Below are 16,925 nucleotides of genomic sequence, written 5' to 3' on the forward strand. Positions count from 1 at the left end.
CCCGGCACCCCAGTAGCCGTCAGGGGCGGAACAGCGCCCCTCAGGGGCGCGGGGAACTGCGCGACCAGCCCACGACGACCCGCACCCGGCATGCACCAGCCCCCGGCACCCCAGTAGCCGTCAGGGGCGGAACAGCGCCCCTCAGGGGCGCGGGGAACTGCGCGACCAGCCCACGACGACCCGCACCCGGCATGCACCAGCCCCCGGCACCCCGGTGGCCGTCGACTCGGGACGCGGGCGTCAGCTGGACTCCCCGTGGCCGTCGACGCGGGACGCGGGCGTCAGCTGGACTCCCGCCGCACGACGGACGCGCCGAGCACCTTGTGCGCCTCCGGCGCGCCGCCCGGATCGCGGACCGCGCGGTCGACCAGGTCGGCCAGTTCCTGGCCGGACGGCAGTTCGAGGTGGACGGTGCTCAGCCGGGGCCTCAGCAGCCGCCCCAGCATGAGGTTGTCCGCGCCGACCACGGCCGTCTCCTCGGGGATGCGGATCCCCTCGTCCTGGAGCGCCCGCATCAGCAGCATCGCGTACTCGTCGTTGTACGTGAACACGGCGTCCAGGCCCAGCTCCCGCCAGCGGGCGGCGAGCCGCGCGGCGGACTCCTCGTCGTGGTCGAGCGACAGCTCGGTCACGGTCGCGTCGGTGCCGCGCACGGCGGCGCGCACCCCGGCGAGGCGTGGCGCGGAGAACGTGTCGAGGCCCGGCTCCCCCGGTACGACCACGCCGATCCGGCGGCGGCCCCGGTCGAAGAGGTGGGCGCCGGCGCTGTGTCCGACGACGTCGTGGTCCATCAGCAGGGCGTGCGCGCCCTCGACGGTCTCGGGGCCGAGGGTGACGACGGCCCGCGCGCCGGAGCGCTTGAGCACCTCCACGCCGCGCGGCCCGAGCCCGGAGCCCGGTACCAGCACCGCCACCGGACGCAGCTCCGCCCAGGCGCGGGCGGCCTCGTCGTCGTGCACGCCGACGGTGCCGTGCTGCACGACCGTGTAGTCGAGCAGGCTCAGCGCGGCCTGGAGGTCGTTGATGAACTGGCTGTACAGGGGGCCGACGGGGAACGCGGGCGCGGGCATCAGGACCATGCGGCTGTGCCCGGCCCGCAGGCTGCGGGCCGCCGCGTGCGGCACGTATCCGAGTTCCCGCGCGGCCTCGCGGACCCGGCGGCGGGTGGGTTCGCTGATCCGGACGGCACCGGCGTTGTTCAGCACGTAGGAGACGGTCGCGCGCGAGACGCCGGCCAGGCGGGCCACATCGGCGCTCGTGGGCACGGAGCGCGTCGGTGCGGGGGGCGCGGGAGCGGGCGGGTTCGGTATCTGCACCATGACGTACGGCATCTTCGCAGAAGCCGTAACGCGGCTCTCCCCCGGGGGAGTTGAGCGCGCGGACCGGAGCGAAGGGCGTGGTCAGGCGGTGGTGCCGGTGACCCGGTCGACCAGGTCCACCCAGGCGTCCTCCAGCCGCTGCGGCGGCATGCCGCACCCGTGGATCAGGTGGTGGACCAGGGCGGGGTCGAGCCGGGCCAGCAGCGTGTGGGCGAGCAGCTCGCAGTCGGCGTCCGGGACCGCCTGGCGCAGCAGCAGCGTGACGTGGTGCAGCCGGACCCGGTAGGGCGGGACGGTGAAGCGGCGGCCGGCGTCCGGTTCGGCCGCGAGCTGGAGCTCCAGGTCCTCCACGGTGCGGCGCAGGGCGGCACGGCCGAAGGCGCGCAGCCGCTCGACCGGGGGCGCGCCCGGGCCGAGGGGCGGGGGGCCGGTGAGGAACGCGGCCTGGAGCTTCTTCTCACTGTGGTCCAGGAGTGCCATCAGCAGGCCGGTGCGGTCGCCGAAGCGGCGGAAGACCGTGCCCTTGCCGACGCCGGCCGCCGCGGCGACCTCCTCCATGGTGACGGCGTCGGCCCCGCGGGCGGCCACGAGCGAGGCCGCGGCCTCCAGCAGCCGGGCCCGGTTGCGGGCGGCGTCGGCGCGCAGGCAGGGCTCGTCGTCGTCGAGGCCGAGGCGTAGCAGCTGCTGGGGCTCGACCGGCTCCTGAGGCGTCGGGACGGACGGTGGGGCGGCGGACATGCAGCCAGCGTAAGGCATCCGGAATGAAACTGGACCCTGGTCCGTTTGGAGTGCTACAACTGCAAAGCGGACCCCGGTCCGTATTGTGTCGCAGGTCTCATAGTCCACCCCCTGGAGTTCCCTCATGTCTGTTCGCATCCTCGCCCTCGTCGGCAGCCTTCGCGCCGGTTCGCACAACCGTCAGCTCGCCGAGGCCGCGGTCAAGCTCGCTCCCGCGGGCGCCGACATCGCGCTCTACGAGGGGCTCGCGGAGATCCCGTTCTACAACGAGGACATCGACGTCGAGGGTGGCGTCCCGGCCGCCGCGGCGAAGCTGCGCGAGGCCGCGGCCGGCGCGGACGCGCTGCTGCTCTTCACGCCCGAGTACAACGGCACCATCCCGGCCGTGCTGAAGAACGCCATCGACTGGCTGTCCCGTCCGTTCGGCGCCGGCGCCATCAGCGGCAAGCCGGTCGTCGTGGTCGGCACCGCCTTCGGCCAGTACGGCGGCGTGTGGGCGCAGGACGAGGCCCGCAAGGCCGTGGGCATCGCCGGCGGCAAGGTGGTCGAGGACATCAAGCTGTCGATCCCCGGCTCCGTGACCCGCTTCGCCGAGACCCACCCGGCGGACGACAGCGAGGTCGTCGAGCAGCTGACCGAGGTCGTCAACCGCCTGCACGCGCTGGTCGACGCCGAGCAGACGGCCGCCTGACCCCGCCCGAAGGGGCCGGAAGCCACCAGCGCTCCCGGCCCCTTCGCCGTACCTGGCGTACGGCGGGCCGCCCCGCCACTCCTCAGACCGGGGGTACGCCTCCGGCCGACCCCAGCGGCTTGAACAGGTGCACGTCCGCGTGGCCGCCGGGGATGCCCAGGGTTCGGCCGGTCTCGGCGTAGCCGTGCCGCTGGTAGAAGCCCGGGGCCTGGAAGGTGAAGGACGAGACGGCTACGCGGTCACAGCCGCGCCGCTGGGCCTCGGCCTCGGCGGCGCGCAGGATCCTGCCGCCCCAGCCGTCCTCGCGGTCGCCCTCACGTACCCACAGCAGTTCGATGCCGCACAGGCCGCCCCAGGTCCAGGCAGCCAGTCCGCCGATCAGCTCACCCGCTTCGTCGGTGACCTTGACCGAGAACATGTCGCGATCGGCCGAACCTGTCGCGGCCGCGTTGAAGGCGATGAGTTCGGCGGTCAGACGTTCGTTGAGTTCGGCGTCGCGTGCGCCGGTGGTCAGGGCCGGGCCGGAGCCGTGGTGGGTCGTCACCGCGCGGAGTATGCCGGCCAGGTGGGACCCTCGCAGCCGAATACCGAGGCCTTGATCTGCTTCGGAGGCGCCCGGCCAAGGACCGCCGCGACCTCGCCCGGAGCGGGCGGTACGGGGATGCCGGCGCCCCGCACCGCCCAACGGCCTCCGCCCGTCACAGGCGGCCTACGCCGCCGGTTGCTCCCGGAGGGGGTCGTGGTGGATCGGGGTCGTCGTTGTCGTCAACGGGGTGCCGGTGCCTCCGTGGCGGGTGGCGATGATCTCCGCCGCTATGGAGACCGCCGTCTCCTCCGGGGTGCGGGCGCCCAGGTCGAGGCCGATCGGGGAGCGCAGGCGGGACAGTTCACACTCCCCCACGCCCGCCTCCCGCAGCCGGCGCAGGCGGTCGGTGTGGGTGCGGCGCGAGCCCATCGCGCCGACGAACGCCACCGGCAGCCCCAGCGCCACCTCAAGCAGCGGCACGTCGAACTTCGCGTCGTGCGTGAGCACGCACAGCACCGTGCGCGCGTCGGTGTGCGTGGTGCGCAGATAGCGGTGCGGCCAGTCGACGACGATCTCGTCGGCCTCCGGAAAGCGGGCCCGGGTGGCGAACACCGGCCGGGCGTCGCACACGGTGACGTGGTAGCCGAGGAGCGACCCCACCCGTACCAGCGCCGCCGCGAAGTCGACGGCGCCGAAGACGATCATCCGGGGCGGCGGGACGGAGCTCTGCACGAACAGCGTCAGGCGGTCGGCGCAGTACGGATCGCCGCCGGTCCCGACGGCGACCGTGCCGGTCCGGCCGGCGTCCAGCAGGTCACTGGCCGTGGCCGCCGCCGACCGGTCCAGCTCGGCCGAGTCGCCGAGGCCGCCCTCGTACGTGCCGTCCGGGCGGACGTGGAGCGCTCGCCCGAGCAGGTCCTCCGGGCCTTCGGTCACCCACGCCAGCGCCCCCGCCCCGCCCCGGGCCAGGTCCGGCAGCACCGACTCCAGCACCGGCCTGACGGGGCTGTCCGCACCGACCGGTGTCACCAGCACCTCGATGGTGCCGCCGCAGGTCAGGCCGACCGCGAAGGCGTCCTCGTCGCTGTAGCCGAACCGCTCGGTCCTGCTCCCCCCGTCGTCGAGGGCTTCGACGCACAGGTCGTAGACCGCGCCCTCGACGCAGCCGCCGGACACCGAGCCGATCACCGTGCCGTCCCCGTCGACGGCGAGGGCCGCGCCGGGGCCGCGCGGCGCGCTGCCGCCCACGGAGACGACCGTGGCCACGGCGAACTCCCGGCCCTCGGCCAGCCATCGCCGCAGGTCACCGGTGAGGTCAAGCATGCGGACCTCCCGCCCGCAGCACCCGGTCCGGACGGATCGGCAGGCTGCGGTGACGTACGCCGGTGGCGTGCCACACGGCGTTGGCGACGGCCGCCGCCGCGCCGACGATGCCGACCTCGCCGATCCCCTTGATGCCGACCGGGTCCTCGGGGTCGTGGTCGTCGACCCAGTCGACCTCGATCGCCGGCACGTCGGCGTGCGTGGCGACGTGGTAGCCGGCCAGGTCGGCGCCGTAGAGGCCGCCCGAGGCGGGGTCGCGCACCGCCTCCTCGTGCAGGGCCATGGAGATGCCCCAGGTCAGCCCGCCGACGAGCTGGTTGCGCGCGGTGAGCGGGTTGACGATCCGGCCCGCGGCGAAGACGCCGAGCATCCGCCGCACCCGCACCTCGCCGGTGGTGACGTCCACGGCGGCCTCGGCGAACTGGGCGCCCCAGCTGTGCCGTTCCTTCGCCGCGAGGGCGGCGATCGCCTCGGTGGTGTCGGACCGCACGGTGATGCCCTCCGGCGGCACCGTGCCGCCCGGCACCAGGCGTTCGCGCAGGTCTTCGGCGGCCGCGGCGACCGCCCAGCCCCAGGAGCGCGTGCCCATGGAGCCCGCGGCGATGCCCGACGGGCCGAAGTCGCTGTCGCCGAGGTGCACGCGGATCCGCTCCGCCGGCACCCGCAGCGCGTCCGCGGCGATCAGGGTGAGCGCCGTACGCGCCCCGGTGCCGATGTCCGACGCGGAGATCCGGACGGTGAACGTGCCGTCGGCCTCCGCCGTCACCGCCGCCGTGGACGGCAGGGTGCCCGCCGGGAAGGACGCGGCGGCCGTGCCGGTACCGAGCAGCCACCGCCCCTCGCGGCGCACCCCGGGGCGCGGGTCGCGGGCGTCCCAGCCGAAGCGGCGGGCGCCCTCGCGGAAACAGGCGGCGAGGTTGCGGCCGGCGAACGGCAGACCGCTGACCGGACCGCTCTCCGGCTCGTTGCGCAGCCGCAGCTCGATCGGGTCGACGCCGCACTTCTCGGCCAGCTCGTCGAGCGCGCACTCCAGCGCGAACGAACCCGGCGCCTCTCCCGGCGCCCGCATCCACGTCGGCGACGGCACGTCAAGCCGTACGACGCGGTTCTCGGTGCGGTGGGCGGTGGCGTCGTACATCGTGCGGGCCACGCCGGCGCCCGGTTCGACGAACTCGTAGACCGTGGAGGTCTGGTTGAGCGAGACGTGCTCCAGGGCGCGCAGCCGTCCGTCGGGGCCGGCGCCGAGCCGGACCCGCTGCACGGTGGGGCTGCGGTAGCCGGTGACGGAGAACATCTGGCGGCGGGTCAGCGCCACCCGCACCGGGCGGCCCAGCGCGGCGGCGGCCATCGCGGCGGCCACCTGGGGCGCGCGTACGCCCTTGCTGCCGAAGCCGCCGCCGACGTGCTCGGAGCGGACCCGCACCGCGGACGGGTCGAGGGAGAACATCCGGGCGAGTTCGTCGGCGACCCAGGTGATGCCCTGGTTGGAGTCGACGACGTCGAGCCGTCCGCCGTCCCACCGCGCCGCCGCCACGTGCGGCTCCATCATGGCGTGGTGCTCCTCGGGAGTGGTGTACTCCTCGTCCAGCACATGGGCGGACGCGGCGAGTTCGGCCTCCAGGTCGCCCTTCTCCGTCGTGCCGGGCATGTGCCCCGCGGCGGGGTAGGAGTCGGGCCGGTCCGCCGAGAGCGCGATGTCGTGCGGCTCCTCGTCGTAGGTGACGGTGAGGGCGTCGGCGGCCGCGCGCGCCTGCTCGGGTGTCTCGGCGACGACGAGGGCGACGGGCCAGCCGGCGTGCGGGACGCGGTCGTGCTGGAAGACCGCGGCGGTCGGGTCCGGCGGTACGCCGAGCATGCCGACGTAGTCGGTGGTCAGGCGGGAGGCGTTGCCGTGGTGGAGGACGGTCAGCACGCCCGGCATGCCGAGCACCGGCCCGGTGTCGACGGAACGGATCCGGCCGCGGGCGGCGGTGGACAGCACCAGGACGCCGTGGGCGAGCCCGTCGAACGGGACGTCCCCGCCGTAGCGGGCGGCGCCGGTGACCTTGTCGCGCCCTTCGACACGGGTGTGCGCGGTCCCGACCGCGCCCGGGGCGGTGGGGCGCTGGGGTGCGACGGTCATCGGGCGGCCTCCTCGGCGAGTTCGGTCAGCACGGCCACCACGAGGTTGCGCAGGAGGGTCACCTTGTAGCCGTTGTGGGGCAGGGGCCGGGCCGCGGCGAGTTCGGCGTCGGCGGCGGCGGCGAAGTACTCGCCGGTGGCCGGGGCGCCGACGAGGACCCGTTCGGCGAGTCGGGCCCGCCAGGGCCGGGAGGCGACCGCGCCGAGGGCGAGGCGGGCGTCGCAGATCACGCCGTCCGCCACGTCGAGCGCGCCGGCGACCGAGCCGATCGCGAAGGCGTACGAGGCGCGTTCACGGACCTTGCGGTAGCGGGAGCGGGCGGCGACCCGGGCGGGCGGCAGGGTGACGTGGGTGATGAGCGCGCCGGGCGGCAGGACCGTCTCGCGGTGCGGGGTGTCGCCGACCGGCAGGTAGAAGTCGGTCAGCGGGGTCTCACCGGGGCCGTCGGCGGTCTGCCAGGAGACGACCGCGTCGAAGGCGGTGAGGGCGACGCCCATGTCGGAGGGGTGCACGGCCACGCAGTGCGTGGAGGCACCGAGAACGGCGTGGTTGTGGTGCTCGCCCTCGACGGCGGGGCAACCGCTGCCCGGGTCGCGCTTGTTGCACGGCCGGGTGATGTCGGTGAAGTAGCCGCAGCGGGTGCGCTGGAGCAGGTTGCCGCCGACGGTGGCCATGTTGCGCAGCTGGCCGGAGGCACCGGCGAGCACGGCCTGGGTGAGCGCCGGGTAGCGGTCGCGGATCAGGGGGTGCGCGGCGAGGTCGGCGTTGGTGACGGTGGCGCCGATGCGCACCGCGCCGTCGTCGTCGGCCTCGATCCGGTCGAGCGGGAGGGAGCGTACGTCGACGAGCCGGGCCGGGGACTCGACGCCGTTCTTCATCAGGTCGACGAGGTTGGTCCCGCCGCCGAGGTAGCGGGCGTCCGGGTCGGCGTCGAGCAGGGCGACCGCGCCGGTGACGTCGTCGGCGCGCCGGTAGTCGAACTCCTTCATGCGGCGGTCTCCTCGGTGGTGTGCTGTGCGGATGCCTCGGCGGCGGCGCGGGCGACCGCCTGGGCGATCTGTCCGTAGGCGCCGCAGCGGCAGAGGTTGCCGCTCATGCGCTCCTTGATCTCCTCCGTGGTCAGGGGCGGTGGGGCGGCCTGGGAGCCGACGTCCCCGGTGACGGCGCTGGGCCAGCCTGCGGCGTGCTCCTCGATGACGGCGACGGCGGAACAGATCTGTCCGGGGGTGCAGTAGCCGCACTGGAAGCCGTCCAGGTCGAGGAAGGCCTGCTGCACCGGGTGCAGGGTGTCCCCGTCGGCGACCCCTTCGACGGTGGTGATCTCGCGTTCCTCGGAGGCAACGGCCAGTTGGAGGCAGGAGACGGTGCGGCGGCCGTCGACGAGGACGGTGCAGGCCCCGCACTGTCCGTGGTCGCAGCCCTTCTTCGTGCCGGTGAGGTCGAGGCGCTCGCGCAGGGCGTCGAGCAGGGTGGTGCGGTGGTCGACGGACAGCGTGTGTTTCTCGCCGTTGATGTTCAGGGTGACGGTGCTGGACGTCGAGAGCGTCATGGAACGGCCTTCTTTCACGGAACTCACGGAGAACTCGGAAATTCGGAAATACGGACGAGTCAGCGGTGCGGACCTCTGGGAATCGGGGCGGCGGGGGTGGTCGTGGCGCTGTGCGAGGCGTGCGGTCCGCGGGATCGTGTGACGTGCGCGGTGCGGGTGCGGGGGGGTGCACCGGTCGTACGGAGCATGCGGGAGGGCTCCCGTGCCGTCCGGGTACGCCGATACGATGGGCCGGTACCGGACAGCTGTCCGGTACCGCAGAAACGTAGCGGACAGCTGTCCGCTTATCAAGGACGGGTTTCGGTCACGACCCGGGAGGAGGACCGGTGGGCGAGCACAAGGACGCGTCCCGGAGCACGGAGACACCCCAGAGGGCGGACGCCCAGCGCAACCGCGAGCGCATCCTCGCCGTGGCGGTGACCGAGCTGACGCGTGACGCGGACACCCCGCTGAGCGTGATCGCCAAGAAGGCGTGCGTCGGGCAGGGCACGTTCTACCGGAACTTCCCCAGCCGGGAGGCGCTGGTCCTGGAGATCTACCGGTACGAGATGCAGCAGGTCGCCGACAGCGCGGACCAGTTGCTCGGCAGCCGGGAGCCCGACCGGGCGCTGCGCGAGTGGATGGACCGGCTCACGCGGTTCAGCATGACCAAGGCCGGCCTCGCGGACGCCATCCGGCAGGCCACCAGCGGACCGGACAGCCCGGGGAAACCGGGACACGGCTCGCTCGTCGAGGCGGCGGACCGCCTGCTGCGCGCATGCGACGAGGCGGGGGTCATCCGTCCGGGGGTCACCGCGGACGACCTGATCCTGGCGATCGGCGGCCTCTGGCACCTGGACCCGGCGAGTGACTGGCAGCCCCGCGCCACCCGCCTCCTGGACCTGGTGATGGACGGCCTGCGGGTGGGAGCGCCGGGACGCGAGGAGGACGGGGGGCCCGCGTCCTGACACCGGCTTCCCCGCACGGGGCGTGTGCGCGAGCACGCCGCGAGGAGGTCAGGACAGCGGACGGACGCGGGAGCGCCGGGCGGGGGTCAGCTGATCGCTGTCGGGGCCAGGGCGCGTAGTTCGCGAAGGGCCGCCGCGACCGCCGGGCGGGCGTGGCCGCCGCTGCGGGTGCAGGTCAGCAGCCTGCGGTGCGGGTCGCCCGCGCACCGCACGCGACTGATCGGCAGGTCCGGGGTCACCCGGGCCAGCCGCGGGACGAGGGCCACCCCGAGGCCGTGCGCGACCAGGTGGGCGGTGGCGTTCCAGTCGCCGGCGTGGTGCACGACCTCCGGGGCGAATCCGGCGGCCCCGCAGGCGGCCATCACCTGGAGCCGGCACGGGCTCTCCGGCACCGGCGCGATCCACGGCTCGCGCGCCGCCTCGGCCAGATCGACCCTCTCCTCCCCCGCCAGCGCGTGCCCGGCCGGCACGACCAGGTCGAACGGGTCGTCCAGCAGCGGCTGTTGATCGAAGCGCGTGTCACTCATCGGCGGGTTGTGCGGGGTGGACTCCACCACGGCCAGATCGGCGGCGCCCTCGAAGAGCAGGTCGAAGATGGCCGGAACCACCGCCTCCGTGATCCGTACGGACAGCCGCGGGTGGCGCTCGCCGAGCCGCGCCGCCATCGGCGCCAGCAGTACCGAGACGGCGACCGGGAACCCGGTGACCCGCAGCACCCCCGCGGGGTCGCCGTGGTCGGCCCGCAGATCCAGCTCGGCCTGGTCCCAGCGCGCCTGGATGGCGTCGGCGTGCGCCAGCAGACTCTCGGCGGCCGGGGTGAGCCGGATCCCTCGGCCCTGCGGTTCCAGCAGGTCGACGCCGAGGTCCCGGGCGAGCTGGCGGATCTGCTGGGAGGCGGCCGAGGGCGTGAAGTGCAGGGCGCGGGCGGCCGCGGTGACCGTGCCGTAGTGGGCGACCGCCCGGAGGACGTGGAGCCGGCGCAGGTCAATCATGTAGCCGAGGCTTCACGGTGGTGTGCACAAAGTCAACCTGGACGTGAAAGGACGGTACGACGCACCCTTGCTGTGTCAGGACAACCGACAGGGCACACACGTCACATGGGGCACGTGTGAGGCACGTCAGGATCAAGGAGTCGCCATGACCAGCACGACCGGCACCACGGGCGCGACCGGCACCGTCTGCCCGTACTGCGGGTGGCCGGACGACGCCGAGCCGTTCCAGGTGGTCTCCCGGCACGCGACCGCTTCCGGCAGCACCGTGTGGACACGCTGCGGCTGCGGTTCGCTCCAGGTCCGCGCCGTGGACGCGGGCGGCGCCCGCATCGTGTCCCGCAGCCGGCCCGCCGACGCCCGGCCGTCCGTACCGACGGCCGATGAGCGTTGACAGGCGGCTCGCCCCGGCCGTACTAATCGCGTAGTGATCGCGGACCGGTCGAAGCGGGCGGGAGACCGGCGCCCCCCGGGCGCGGGCAGGAGGCGTGGACGTGCGGAGACTCCCCTTGTCCGGGGTGACGGTGGTGAGCGTGGAGCAGGCCGTGGCCGCTCCCTACGCCACCCGGCAGCTGGCCGACCTCGGCGCCCGGGTGATCAAGGTGGAGCGTCCGGGCGAGGGCGACTTCGCCCGGCGGTACGACACCACCGTGCACGGCAACTCCAGCTACTTCGTGTGGATCAACCGCTCGAAGGAGTCCCTCACCCTGGACCTGAAGGATCCGCGCGGCCGGGACATCCTGCACGAACTGCTGCGGGACGCCGACGTGTTCGTGCAGAACCTCGCGCCGGGCGCGGCCGGCCGGCTGGGTCTGGGGACCGAGGAGCTGACCCGCCGCCATCCGCGGCTGATCCCCTGCACCATCTCCGGCTGGGGCACCAGCGGCCCGTGGGCCGACCGCAAGGCGTACGACCTGCTGGTGCAGTGCCAGACGGGGCTGGTGTCACTGACCGGGACCCCGCAGGAGACCGCCCGCACCGGCATCTCCGTCGCCGACATCGCCGCCGGGATGTACGCCTACAGCGGTGTGCTCACCGCGCTGTACACCCGCGCCACCACCGGCGAGGCACACCCGGTGGAGGTCTCCCTGTTCGAGGCGCTCGCCGAGTGGATGGGGCAGCCCGCCTACTACACCCGCCACGGCGGCGGCCAGCCCCCACGGCTGGGCACGCAGCACGCCACGATCGCCCCGTACGGCACGTTCCGGGCCGCCGACGGCCGCGAGGTGCTGTTCTCCATCCAGAACGAACGTGAGTGGGCGGCGCTGTGCCGGGAGTTCCTGGGGCGCCCGGAACTGATCGACGACCCGCGGTTCGCGACGAGCTCCGCCCGGGTGGCCCACCGGGCGGAGGTGAACGCGATCGTGGCCGGGCGCTGCGCCCGCGACGACGCGGAGGACCTGCTCAGGACCTTGGAGGCGACGGGTATCGCCTGCGCCGGGGTCAACGACGTCACGGCGTTCCTCGACCACCCGGTGCTCGCCGCGCGCGGCCGGTGGCGTGAGGTGGACGTACCGGGCGGCACCGTCGAGGCGCTGCTGCCACCCGCGGACCTCGCCGGCCTGCCGGCCCGCATGGACCCGGTCCCGGCCGTGGGCGAACACACGGAACCGATCCTGCGCGCACTGGGCCGCACCCTCGAAGACATCGCGGCCCTCCGGACCGACGCCGTGATCTGACCGGGCCCCGCCCGAACGGCCCGCTGACAGTCCCGGCGGGCGGACCGCCGTCACCGATCGGCCTGGCCCAGGCACGCGTGCGTGCCGCTCCGGCCGCCTGGCCCGATGTACCGGCACGCGCCCGGGCGGAGTGAGCGCCTCTCCGGCGCCGCCGTCGGGGAGTCGCCGCCCAAGGGCGTGAGCTGTCGGGCGGCGCTCCGCCGGCCCGGCCCTACGGCTGTCGCTGTTCGCGCAGCGCTCGCAGGACCTCCTCGTCCGTCAGCTGGTCGAAGATGTCGTACCACTGGCCGACGGCCATGAAGGCGGCCGGTTCGTGCAGGCAGATCAGCTCGTCGGCCTCGCCGCGCAGCGTCGCCACGCCCTCCGGTGAGCCGACCGGGGCGGCCAGCACCAGCCGGCCGGGGTCCCGGACCCGCAGGGCACGGAGGGCGGCGCGGGCGGTGGAGCCGGTCGCCAGGCCGTCGTCCACGACGACCACGGTCCGGCCCCGCAGGTCCGGCGCGGGGCGGCCCTGCCGGTAGAGCCGTTCGCGGCGGAGCAGTTCCGCCCGCTCCCGCTCGACGACCGCCGCGAGGTCGGCCTCGGTGAGGCCCAGGCCGCGCAGTGACTCGTCGTCGTACACGGGCACGCCGTCACCGGCCATGGCGCCGACGGCGAACTCCTCGTGCCCGGGGGCGCCGACCTTGCGGACGACGAGGACGTCGAGGGGCGCGCCGAGCGCGCCGGCGACCTCGGCGGCGACGGCGACACCGCCCCGGGGCAGGGCCAGCACGAGGAGGTCCGGCAGGGCGCCCGCGTCCTGCCTCTCCCGCAGCCGCGTGGCCAGTTCGCGGCCGGCGTGCCGGCGATCACGGAACCGCATGACGATTGCCCTCCCTCCGCACCGGGCCGGTGCCGGGTCCACCGTGGCGCGGACCCCGGTCGGCACCCGCGTACCCGCTCCCCCGGCACGCGAAGCACCGGCGCGGGGCATGGGGGCCGTGGCGTCGGGCAGTCGTGGTGCATGGTCGGTGACACGAGTGACCCGGGGCAGGCGCCACGACCGGACCTCAGCGGGCACCGCTCGGTGGCGCAGGAGGACGAGGTACGCATCGAGGCCTGGGCGGCGAGCCGGGAGCACTGTCTGGCGGAGGCCGTGGTGGCGATGGTGGAGTGCTTCGCGGACGTGTCCGGGGTGAGACCGACCGGGGTGGACCGCATCCGGCTGGCCGAGGCGTGCGACGAGGATCTGCTGGCCGCGCTGCTCGACGAGATCCTTTACCGGCTGGAGGCGTACGGGCAGGTGCCGGTGGACGTGGAGGCCGATGAGGCGGAGGGCGGACTGGACGTGCGGCTGGCCGTCGCGGGCCTGGCGGACGTACGGGTCACCGGGGAGGTGCCGACGGACGTGGGCTGGGAGGACCTGCGGCTGCGGCCGGGGCCGTACGGCTGGTCGTGCGAGATGACCGTGGACGGCTGAGCAGGCGCGGATACGGCTGCCCGCCTCCCGGTCAGGGGGCGGCCCGGCCCTGCTGATGTCCGCCGCGGAACGCGGGTCCTCCTCCGCTGCGGGGTCGCCGAGGCCGACCACGCCCACCGGGCGAACGTCCACGGTGGGCGGCGGTGGCGCCGACGACCTCAGCGGTGGCTCAGGACGTTGACCACGCGGCCGTCGGGGTCGCGGACGAAGAAGCGGCGGACTCCCCACTCCTCGTCCTGCAGGGGGTGGACGATCTCCGCGCCGCTGTCCCGCAGGACCGCACAGGCCGCGTCCACGTCGCCCACCTCGACGCTCAGGTCGGGGACGACAGGCGCGGTCCTGTCCTCGGTCATGACGCTGACCTGCGCCGTCCCGCCGGCCGGTGCGGCCAGCGTGACGATCCAGCCGTGGTTCATGACCTCCTCCAGGCCCAGCAGACCGTAGAACCGTCGGTTCTCCTCCACTGCTTCGGAATGGAGGTTGGGCACGACTCGGCGCACGGTCATCGACGACTCCCTGCGTGGACGGATCCGAACGGGTGGATCTCCCTGTGTACTACGGAACGTCCGGCCTCGCGGGCTTCTCCGGGCGGTGCGGTCAGACCGCGCCCGGGATCTCCTCCGTGACGCCGTTCAGGGGGGAGTCCGGGTGGGTGCCGTAGGGGCGGGTGAGGATCTCCAGGCCGTGGCCCGCCGGGTCGCGGAAGTACACGCCCCGGCCGCCGTCGTCGCGGTTGAGACGGCGCGGGTGCCTGCCGTGCGGGTCGGCCTGGACGGGGACCCGTGCGGCCACGAGCCGGGCGAGGATCGCGTCGAACTCCTCCTCGCCGACGAGGAACGCGTAGTGCTGGACGGGGATGTCGATGTCGACGGTGGCGAAGTCCAGGGTGACGCCGTTGGCGGTGGTCACCGGGAGGAACATCCCGGCGGGCGGTCCGAGCCGCAGGCCGAGGACGTCGGCGACGAAGCGGGCGGACTTCTCACGGTCGGGGGTGAGGACGATGGTGTGGTTGAACTCGACGGGCAAGGTCAATGCTCCGGGGCATCCGCGGCGCCTCCATGCCTCACCCTGCCGGTGACCGGCACGCGATGCCGCGGGCGACACGTTAGGCGACGGCGTCGGCGGGCGTCGAGCGGATTTCCGGGTGCGCTCCCCCAAGTCCCGTTCCCCGCCGAGCCCTTGGCCGCCCTCCGACGGCCCTGTGGCCGGCCCGGCGGCCGTTGTGACGGCAGCGGGCGCGGGCGTTCGGCCGGGAGGTGTCAGGCCTGGGCCGTGGGCCGGACGACGATCTCGTTGACGTCGACGCCGGCGGGCTGCTCGATCGCGTAGCCGATGGCCGAGGCGATCGCGGACGGCGGCATCGCGATCTCGTCCCGCATCCGGGTCAAGGCGGCGGCCACTTCGGGGGAGGCCGTCCTGCCGACCCCCTCGGTGTGGGTGAAGCCGGGCGACACGACGGTCACGCTCAGGCCGGGGCCCGATTCCTGGCGCAGCCCTTCGGAGATCACGTTCACCGCCGCCTTGGTGGCCGCGTAGACGGCCTGCGGGGACTTGACGACGTAGGCCGAGGTGGAGCTGACGGTGACGAAGTGGCCCGATCCCTGCCGGCGGAAGACGGGCAGGGCCGCTCCGATGCCGTTGAGCAGGCCGGTGACGTGGGTGGCGACCATGGCGTCCCAGTCGTCCTGGCGCAGTTCGTCGAACGGTGAGACGGCCATGACGCCCGCGTTGGAGACGAGCACGTCGAGGCGGCCGTACCTCTCGACCGCGGTGTCGGTGAGGCGGCGGAGGTCCTCGCGGCGCGTGACGTCGACGATCACGCCGGTGGCGGTCCCGCCCTTCGCCGTGATGCCGTCCACCACGGCGGCGAGCCGGTCCGCGCGCCGGGCCCCGAGCACGAGCCGGGCCCCCTTTCCGGCGAGGAAGTGCGCCGTCGCCTCACCGATGCCGCTGCTGGCACCGGTGAGCGCGACGACCTTGTCCTGGAGGGTCGGCATGACCGGGGTCCTTCCGAGAGGGGCGCAGGCGCACGAGGTGAGCGGGTCCGCGTCGTGTGCGGGCCCGCACGTGACCTACTGTGGAAGCGGGGACATCCCCACTTGGACCAAGGTAAGTGGGGATGCCCCCACTTAGCAAGCCTCAGCTGCCATGGGCGGCATCCCAGGGAAGGAAAGACGTCAGAGATGGCCGACGAAGCGCACCGCCCGTTGCGCGCCGACGCACGGCGGAACCGGGACAAGATCCTCACCACCGCCGCGCGCGTGTTCACCGCGGAGGGCCTGAACGCGCAGCTGGACCGGATCGCCAAGGAGGCGGGCGTCGGCAGCGCGACCCTGTACCGCAACTTCCCCACCCGGGAAGCCCTGGTCGAGGCGGTCTACCGCAACGAGGTGGCCCAGCTGTGCGACTCCGTCTCCCCCCTGCTCGCGGAGAAGGCGCCCGACGACGCCCTGCGCGCGTGGACGCGCCTCTTCCTGGACTACGTCACCACCAAGCACGGCATGATCGACGCCCTGCGCGCCATCGCCGCGACGGGAGGCAACCCCTACGGGCACAGCAGGGAGATGATCCTGGCCTCCGTCACCACGCTCATGGACGCGTGCGTGGCGGCCGGGACGATCAGGGGAGACATCCGACCGGGCGACATCAGCGCCGCGCTGGAGGGCATCGCCCTGACGTCGGCGGGCGCGGAGCACCGGCAGCAGGCGGAGCGCCTGCTCGACCTCGTGCTGGACGGCCTGAAGGCCCGCGCGTGACGACACGGCCGGCCTCCCTCGGGGGAAGCCGGCCGGTTCACGCCCCGGCGGCCGCCGCCGCCTCGTCGACGCGTCCGGCCACCCAGGCGAGGAAGGCCCGGACGTCCGCCGCGGGAAGGGTGAGCGCCTGCGCGCGGGGGCGCTCGAAACTGCGCAGGGCCTCCGTCACCAGGGGCCGGAATGCCGGCTCGGAGGCGGCGACGACCTCGCCCGCCCTGCGCTTGGCGAACCAGTGGCCCGTGCGGCAGTAGACGGCCGCGCGGCAGCCGTTGAGCACCCTGTTGTCCGCCAGGTGCCCCTCGCCGTCGGCGTGCTCCCGCACGGAGTCGCGGAGCGCGCCGAGCACAGCCCTGCGGTCCGGCGCGGCGATCACGTCCCGTGCCGGGGTGCCGTACAGCGGGAGGCCGGCCTGGTGGGCGACGGACCGGTCGATGACGTACCAGAAGGCCGGCGCGTCCCGGGGATCCTGACTGGCTCGCCCGGGCAGGAGCGGTCCGGTGTTGAGGTCGAGCAGATAGCCCGCCGCGCCCGACGGCCGGGCGGTGAAGCCGGAGCCGTAGACGACCAGTTCGAGCCCGGCCGCGGGGCACGGCAGGGCGGGGTGGGCGAGCGTTCCGGCCAGCGCGGACAGGGCAGGGCGCGGGAGGGCGGGGTCCACCACGACCGTCACGTCGACGTCGCTGCGTCCGTGCCGGTAGTCACCCAGGGCGAGGGACCCGACCGCGAGGACGCTCACCAGGTGCGGTCCGCAGACGTCGCCGGTCCGGCGGACCAGCTCCCCCAGGTAGGTCCGCAGTTCGGGCGGCGGCAGCGGCGGTCGGCTCATG

19 protein-coding genes are annotated in these 16,925 nt (G+C 74.2%); 6 read left to right on the forward strand and 13 right to left on the reverse strand.

Annotated elements, in window-relative coordinates:
* Window positions 1–281: 281 nt before the first annotated feature.
* Together ACIF8S_RS08805 and ACIF8S_RS08810 are read right to left on the reverse strand one after the other, a co-directional pair.
* Window positions 282–1,319, reverse strand: coding sequence for a LacI family DNA-binding transcriptional regulator (locus ACIF8S_RS08805; RefSeq protein WP_399998191.1), 1,038 nt, complete (start codon window positions 1,317–1,319; stop codon window positions 282–284).
* 81 nt (window positions 1,320–1,400) lie between these two features.
* A complete protein-coding gene (locus ACIF8S_RS08810; RefSeq protein WP_399998193.1) occupies window positions 1,401–2,057 on the reverse strand; it encodes a TetR/AcrR family transcriptional regulator in 657 nt (218 codons plus the stop codon).
* Window positions 2,058–2,181: 124 nt separating this feature from the next.
* On the opposite strand from ACIF8S_RS08810, the gene ACIF8S_RS08815 reads away from it, so the two are divergent.
* The gene (locus ACIF8S_RS08815) at window positions 2,182–2,748 is read left to right on the forward strand and encodes an NAD(P)H-dependent oxidoreductase (protein ID WP_399998194.1); all 567 of its coding nucleotides are present in this window, start codon (window positions 2,182–2,184) and stop codon (window positions 2,746–2,748) included.
* 82 nt (window positions 2,749–2,830) lie between these two features.
* On the opposite strand, the gene ACIF8S_RS08820 is transcribed toward ACIF8S_RS08815, so the two are convergent.
* The 5 genes from ACIF8S_RS08820 to ACIF8S_RS08840 all read right to left on the reverse strand — a co-directional run bounded on the left by ACIF8S_RS08820 (window position 2,831) and on the right by ACIF8S_RS08840 (window position 8,268).
* A complete protein-coding gene (locus ACIF8S_RS08820; RefSeq protein WP_399998195.1) occupies window positions 2,831–3,292 on the reverse strand; it encodes a GNAT family N-acetyltransferase in 462 nt (153 codons plus the stop codon).
* Window positions 3,293–3,457: 165 nt separating this feature from the next.
* Window positions 3,458–4,597: an XdhC family protein gene (locus tag ACIF8S_RS08825; protein ID WP_399998197.1), complete on the reverse strand. Its 1,140-nt coding sequence runs from the start codon at window positions 4,595–4,597 to the stop codon at window positions 3,458–3,460.
* Window positions 4,590–6,719 carry a xanthine dehydrogenase family protein molybdopterin-binding subunit gene (locus ACIF8S_RS08830; protein WP_399998198.1) on the reverse strand — a complete coding sequence of 710 codons (2,130 nt, stop codon included), beginning with the start codon at window positions 6,717–6,719 and terminating at the stop codon, window positions 4,590–4,592. The genes ACIF8S_RS08825 and ACIF8S_RS08830 overlap by 8 nt, the downstream gene beginning before the upstream one ends.
* Entirely contained in the window at window positions 6,716–7,708 is a 993-nt protein-coding gene (locus ACIF8S_RS08835) for an FAD binding domain-containing protein (protein ID WP_399998200.1), read from the reverse strand. The genes ACIF8S_RS08830 and ACIF8S_RS08835 overlap by 4 nt, the downstream gene beginning before the upstream one ends.
* Complete coding sequence (locus ACIF8S_RS08840; protein ID WP_399998202.1) at window positions 7,705–8,268, reverse strand: 2Fe-2S iron-sulfur cluster-binding protein; 564 nt, start codon at window positions 8,266–8,268, stop codon at window positions 7,705–7,707. Before ACIF8S_RS08840 ends, ACIF8S_RS08835 begins: the two co-directional genes overlap by 4 nt.
* A 326-nt stretch (window positions 8,269–8,594) precedes the next feature.
* Between ACIF8S_RS08840 and ACIF8S_RS08845 the strand changes: the two genes are divergently transcribed.
* Window positions 8,595–9,215 (forward strand): TetR/AcrR family transcriptional regulator, encoded by a 621-nt coding sequence (locus ACIF8S_RS08845; protein WP_399998203.1) that lies wholly within the window; start codon window positions 8,595–8,597, stop codon window positions 9,213–9,215.
* 86 nt (window positions 9,216–9,301) lie between these two features.
* Here ACIF8S_RS08845 and ACIF8S_RS08850 read toward each other — a convergent pair whose 3' ends face one another.
* Complete coding sequence (locus ACIF8S_RS08850; protein ID WP_399998204.1) at window positions 9,302–10,207, reverse strand: LysR family transcriptional regulator; 906 nt, start codon at window positions 10,205–10,207, stop codon at window positions 9,302–9,304.
* A 145-nt stretch (window positions 10,208–10,352) separates the two neighbouring features.
* On the opposite strand from ACIF8S_RS08850, the gene ACIF8S_RS08855 reads away from it, so the two are divergent.
* Together ACIF8S_RS08855 and ACIF8S_RS08860 are read left to right on the forward strand one after the other, a co-directional pair.
* Complete coding sequence (locus tag ACIF8S_RS08855; protein ID WP_399998205.1) at window positions 10,353–10,598, forward strand: hypothetical protein; 246 nt, start codon at window positions 10,353–10,355, stop codon at window positions 10,596–10,598.
* Between the two features lie 94 nt (window positions 10,599–10,692).
* Window positions 10,693–11,883: a CaiB/BaiF CoA transferase family protein gene (locus ACIF8S_RS08860; protein WP_399998206.1), complete on the forward strand. Its 1,191-nt coding sequence runs from the start codon at window positions 10,693–10,695 to the stop codon at window positions 11,881–11,883.
* Between the two features lie 211 nt (window positions 11,884–12,094).
* On the opposite strand, the gene ACIF8S_RS08865 is transcribed toward ACIF8S_RS08860, so the two are convergent.
* The gene (locus ACIF8S_RS08865; protein WP_399998207.1) at window positions 12,095–12,745 is read right to left on the reverse strand and encodes a phosphoribosyltransferase; all 651 of its coding nucleotides are present in this window, start codon (window positions 12,743–12,745) and stop codon (window positions 12,095–12,097) included.
* A gap of 141 nt (window positions 12,746–12,886) precedes the next feature.
* Between ACIF8S_RS08865 and ACIF8S_RS08870 the strand changes: the two genes are divergently transcribed.
* Window positions 12,887–13,342, forward strand: coding sequence for an archease (locus tag ACIF8S_RS08870; RefSeq protein WP_399998208.1), 456 nt, complete (start codon window positions 12,887–12,889; stop codon window positions 13,340–13,342).
* A 158-nt stretch (window positions 13,343–13,500) separates the two neighbouring features.
* Here ACIF8S_RS08870 and ACIF8S_RS08875 read toward each other — a convergent pair whose 3' ends face one another.
* From ACIF8S_RS08875 to ACIF8S_RS08885, 3 genes are all read right to left on the reverse strand, one after another.
* Complete coding sequence (locus tag ACIF8S_RS08875; protein ID WP_399998209.1) at window positions 13,501–13,848, reverse strand: VOC family protein; 348 nt, start codon at window positions 13,846–13,848, stop codon at window positions 13,501–13,503.
* Window positions 13,849–13,939: 91 nt separating this feature from the next.
* Window positions 13,940–14,368 carry a VOC family protein gene (locus tag ACIF8S_RS08880; RefSeq protein WP_399998210.1) on the reverse strand — a complete coding sequence of 143 codons (429 nt, stop codon included), beginning with the start codon at window positions 14,366–14,368 and terminating at the stop codon, window positions 13,940–13,942.
* Window positions 14,369–14,601: 233 nt separating this feature from the next.
* Window positions 14,602–15,339, reverse strand: coding sequence for an SDR family oxidoreductase (locus ACIF8S_RS08885; protein ID WP_399998211.1), 738 nt, complete (start codon window positions 15,337–15,339; stop codon window positions 14,602–14,604).
* A 186-nt stretch (window positions 15,340–15,525) separates the two neighbouring features.
* On the opposite strand from ACIF8S_RS08885, the gene ACIF8S_RS08890 reads away from it, so the two are divergent.
* Window positions 15,526–16,098 (forward strand): TetR/AcrR family transcriptional regulator, encoded by a 573-nt coding sequence (locus ACIF8S_RS08890; protein ID WP_399998212.1) that lies wholly within the window; start codon window positions 15,526–15,528, stop codon window positions 16,096–16,098.
* A gap of 37 nt (window positions 16,099–16,135) precedes the next feature.
* Here the strand turns inward: ACIF8S_RS08890 and ACIF8S_RS08895 are convergent, their stop codons facing one another.
* On the reverse strand, window positions 16,136–16,924 hold the full coding sequence (locus ACIF8S_RS08895) for an aminoglycoside adenylyltransferase domain-containing protein (RefSeq protein WP_399998213.1): 789 nt from the start codon (window positions 16,922–16,924) through the stop codon (window positions 16,136–16,138).
* Window position 16,925: the final 1 nt, after the last annotated feature.

Source organism: Streptomyces sp. NPDC085937, assembly GCF_044540535.1.
Classification (GTDB): Bacteria; Actinomycetota; Actinomycetes; order Streptomycetales; family Streptomycetaceae; genus Streptomyces.